Here is a 4,408-nt window from a genome sequence, read left to right on the forward strand (position 1 = left end):
GTTTCCCAGGCGACGAAACAGGCGACGGGTGGCATTCAGGTCGCCGGGCAATTGCTGGATCGTTGGGCGAACAGCCCCGGGTGCCAGGATGGCGGCGGTGATGGAATTCTGGTGGACATCCAGTCCCACCCACGTGGTGGACGTGTTACTCTCATGCATGGCCGGGCTCCTTACGTTTCTGGGCACTGCCCAGTGTGGCTCTGGTCCCTCGTGGATCAACCCACGGCCAACGTAGGGACCCGGCCGTTCCATAAGGTCTAGGGCAGTGGTCGGTGCCAAGTGGTCAGTGGACAGACCTCAAGGCTGCCGAGCCAACCTCAGGTCAGACGATTGGTCTGACCGCCATGGACAGTCCAGGGACAGTCCGCTGCCTGTCCCCTGTTTGACACAGCCAAGTGGGTTATCCACACAGGGCGGCAAGCTTTGCCGAGGTGTCCGACCATGGGTCGGACACCTGTTCGCCCACACGGACACCCCCCGGCCGCCTCCCCACATGGGGGCAGCAGCAGCCCGCCTCGATTGACACCCGCCCGCCGCCAAAGTCTCCGTTCCTGGCGAGACGCACGCCCTGCCAGTTGTCTTGGCCATGGGCCGTACATGCGGGCGGCAACAACGGCCAGAGTGTCCGACCCATGGTCGGACACCTGTGCGGCAACTTGGACTAGGTCAGTCCTCGCCCCGAGCCGAGAGAAATTCCTCCCCTTTCCTCGGTCCCTGTCCTCAGGTTTGACTCTATTTTAGTCATTGTAAATGATTCAATGACGTGTTGAACACGATCAACTGGACGATCTCCGGCGACGCAGCCCACTCAGAAGATTGATTTTCCAGGGAAGGAGCCCTTGCGCGGGAAAACTCTGATCACTACACTTGTCGTCTTGCAAATTTCGGAGGAAATGTGCCGACCATCAGCCAACTGGTCCGCATGGGCCGCGAAAAGGCGGTCGACAAGCAGAACAGCCCCGCGCTGAAGCGCTGTCCGCAGCGCCGCGGCGTCTGCACCCAGGTGCGCACCACTACCCCCAAGAAGCCGAACTCGGCCATGCGGAAGATCGCCCGCGTGCGCCTGACCAGCGGCTTCGAGGTGACGGCCTACATCCCCGGCGAGGGCCACAACCTGCAGGAGCACAGCATCGTGCTGGTGCGGGGGGGCCGCGTCAAGGATCTGCCCGGCGTGCGCTACCACATCATCCGCGGGGCGCTGGACGCCTCCGGCGTGGACGGCCGCAACCAGGGCCGCTCCAAGTACGGCACGAAGAAGCCCAAGCCGGGCCAGGCGCCGGCCAAGGGCAAGAAGTAAGCAAGCAGGCAGGAAGCGACCATGCGTAGACGTCGTGCGCCGGAGCGCGTGAATCTCCCCGATCCCAAGTTCCACTCCCAGCTGGCGGCCCGTTTCATCAACAGCATGATGAGGGGCGGCGAGAAGGCCGTGGCCGAGCGCGAATTCTACCGCGCCGTGGAGATCGTGGACAACAAGATGGACAAGGCGGGCCTCGAGGTCTTCGAGAAGGCCGTGCGCACCGTCGAACCCCTGCTCGAGGTGCGCTCCCGCCGCGTGGGCGGCAGCACCTACCAGGTGCCGGTGGAAGTGCGCCCCAAGCGCAAGACGGCCCTGGCCATCCGCTGGATCATCACCTACTCCCGCGGCCGCAGCGAGAAGACCTTCGCCGAGCGCCTGGCGGGCGAGCTGATGGCCGCCTTCAAGAAGGAGGGCAACTCCTTCAAGAAGCGCGAGGACGTGCACAAGATGGCCGAAGCCAACAAGGCCTTCGCCCACTTCCGCTGGTAACACAACCGGGCCCGCGGGCCTGACAGGAAAGGATCGGCTTCAGCCGGATGGAATTCGTCGAGCAGCTCCATAAGACCCGGAACATCGGGATCATGGCCCACATCGACGCGGGCAAGACCACGACCACCGAGCGCATCCTGTACTATACGGGCAAGGTGCATCGCATGGGCGAGGTCCACGACGGCGCCGCGGTGATGGACTGGATGGAGCAGGAGCGCGCCCGGGGCATCACCATCACCTCGGCCTCCATCTCGACGAGGTGGAACGATCACCACATCAACATCATCGACACCCCCGGGCACGTCGACTTCACCGCCGAGGTGGAGCGCAGCCTGCGCATCCTGGACGGCGCCGTGGCGCTCTTCTGCGCGGTGGGCGGCGTGGAGCCCCAGTCGGAGACGGTCTGGCGCCAGGCGGACAAGTACCGCGTGCCGCGCATGGCCTTCGTCAACAAGATGGATCGCACCGGGGCGGACTTCTACGCCGTGATGGAGGGGATGCGCAACCGCCTTGGCGCCAACCCCGTGCCCCTGCAGATCCCCATCGGCGCCGGCGACCTCTTCACCGGCCTGATCGACCTCATCAAGATGCGCGCCGTCCTCTACAACGAGCAGTCCCTGGGGCAGCTGTGGGAGGAGGCGGACATCCCGGCCGACATGTCGACCCTGGCCCTCGAGTACCGCGAGAAGATGCTCGAGGCGGTGTCGGACTACAATGACCACCTGATGGAGAAGTTCCTGGAAGGGGAGGAGATCCCCGAAGAGGAGGTCCGGGCCGCCGTGCGCAAGGCGACGATCGACCTCTCCATCGTGCCCGTGCTGTGCGGCAGCGCCTTCAAGAACAAGGGCGTCCAGCGCCTGCTGGATTCGGTCTGCCATTACCTGCCCAGCCCCCTGGACGTGGGCGCCGTGACGGGCCACAAGCCGGATTCGGACGTCCTGGTCGAGCGCCAGTGTTCGTTGGACGAACCCTTCGCCGCCCTGGCCTTCAAGATCCAGACCGACCCCTTCGTCGGCAAGCTGACCTACTTCCGCGTCTACAGCGGCAAGGTGGCCACGGGGGACGGCGTGCTGAACACGGGCTCGGGCAAGAAGGAACGGATCGGCCGCCTGCTGCAGATGTCCGCCAACAAGCGCGAGGACATCGAGGAGGTGCACGCCGGGGACATCGCCGCGGTGATCGGGTTGAAGAAGGTGCGCACGGGGGACACCCTCTGCGACATCAACCACCCCGTCGTGCTGGAGCAGATCACCTTCCCCGAGCCGGTCATCGCCATCGCCATCGAGCCCAAGTCCAAGGCCGACCAGGACAAGCTGTCCACGGCCCTGGAAAAGCTGTCCGAAGAGGACCCCACCTTCCAGGTGCGGTCGGACAAGGACACGGGCCAGACGCAGATCGCCGGCATGGGCGAGCTGCACCTGGAGATCCTGATCGACCGCATGAAGAAGGAATTCAAGGTGGAAGCCAATGTGGGCGCCCCCATGGTGGCCTACAAGGAGTCCATCACCAAGGCGGCGGAGAGCAACATGCGCTTCGTCCGCCAGACGGGCGGCCACGGGCAGTACGCCCACGTGGTCATCCGCGTGGAGCCGGGCGAGCCGGGCAGCGGCTATGTATTCGAAGACAAGATTGTGGGTGGTGTGATTCCCCGGGAGTACATCAATCCGACTTCGCAGGGAATCCAGGAGGCCATGAAGAACGGCGTGCTGGCCGGCTATCCGGTGGAGGATGTCAAGGTCACCCTCTTCGACGGGGGGTTCCATGATGTCGACTCCAGCGAGATGGCCTTCAAGATCGCCGGCTCCATGGCTTTCAAGGAGGCGGCCGCCAAGGCCACTCCCGTCCTCATGGAACCAATTATGCGCGTGGAGGTGGTCGTCCATGATGATTACATGGGCGACGTGATGGGAAACTTGAATTCCCGTCGCGGGCGCATCAGCGGGATCGAACCCCGCCGCGATGCGCAGATTGTGCGCGCTAACGTTCCACTGGCCGAGATGTTCGGCTACGCCACTACCCTCCGTTCGATCACGCAGGGACGAGCCGTGTTCACCATGGAGTTCTCGCACTACGCGCAGCTCCCGGCGAACCTGGCGGGCAAGATCCTGGAGAAGAACGGCCGCTAGGCCGCTTCCCGGGGGCTGGTCCGGTCCCTCGCCGAACGCTTCACACTGTGGAATGGCATCCGCGGCCCACCGGGGCCAAGGATCCGAGCGGCCCGTCCCGGCCCGGCCAGGGCGGCGCCATGCGACTGGAAGCGGAATCGCCGCGAGGCGTCCTCCGTGCCGGTGGCGCTTTGGCGGGCGTTCTGCGCCCAGGTGTAGTCAGCAACAGGTTATGGAGTGCGCAATGGCCAAGGCAAAATTCGAGCGTACCAAGCCGCACGTGAACGTGGGCACGATCGGTCACGTGGACCATGGCAAGACGACGCTGACGGCGGCGATCACGCAGGCGCTGGCGAAGAAGGGGCAGGCGGAGTTTCGCAGCTTCGACTCCATCGACAACGCTCCCGAGGAGCGCGAGCGCGGCATCACGATCGCGACGGCGCACGTGGAGTACCAGACGGACGCGCGGCACTACGCGCACGTGGACTGTCCGGGCCACGCGGACTACGTGAAGAAC

4 protein-coding genes are annotated in these 4,408 nt (G+C 64.8%); all 4 read left to right on the forward strand.

Annotation, left to right across the window (positions count from 1 at the left end; all coding sequences use genetic code 11):
• The first annotated feature begins 895 nt into the window (after nt 1–895).
• Nucleotides 896–1,297 carry a 30S ribosomal protein S12 gene (gene rpsL / locus Q8O14_06565; protein MDP2360400.1) on the forward strand — a complete coding sequence of 134 codons (402 nt, stop codon included), beginning with the start codon at nt 896–898 and terminating at the stop codon, nt 1,295–1,297.
• A gap of 21 nt (nt 1,298–1,318) precedes the next feature.
• Nucleotides 1,319–1,786 carry a 30S ribosomal protein S7 gene (gene rpsG / locus Q8O14_06570; GenBank protein MDP2360401.1) on the forward strand — a complete coding sequence of 156 codons (468 nt, stop codon included), beginning with the start codon at nt 1,319–1,321 and terminating at the stop codon, nt 1,784–1,786.
• Nucleotides 1,787–1,833: 47 nt separating this feature from the next.
• On the forward strand, nt 1,834–3,912 hold the full coding sequence (gene fusA / locus Q8O14_06575) for an elongation factor G (protein ID MDP2360402.1): 2,079 nt from the start codon (nt 1,834–1,836) through the stop codon (nt 3,910–3,912).
• 223 nt (nt 3,913–4,135) lie between these two features.
• Nucleotides 4,136–4,408: GTP-binding protein (locus Q8O14_06580; GenBank protein ID MDP2360403.1), on the forward strand; the 273-nt coding region annotated here is incomplete at its 3' end.

Source organism: bacterium (assembly GCA_030685015.1).
Lineage (GTDB): Bacteria > CAIWAD01 > CAIWAD01 > CAIWAD01 > CAIWAD01 > CAIWAD01.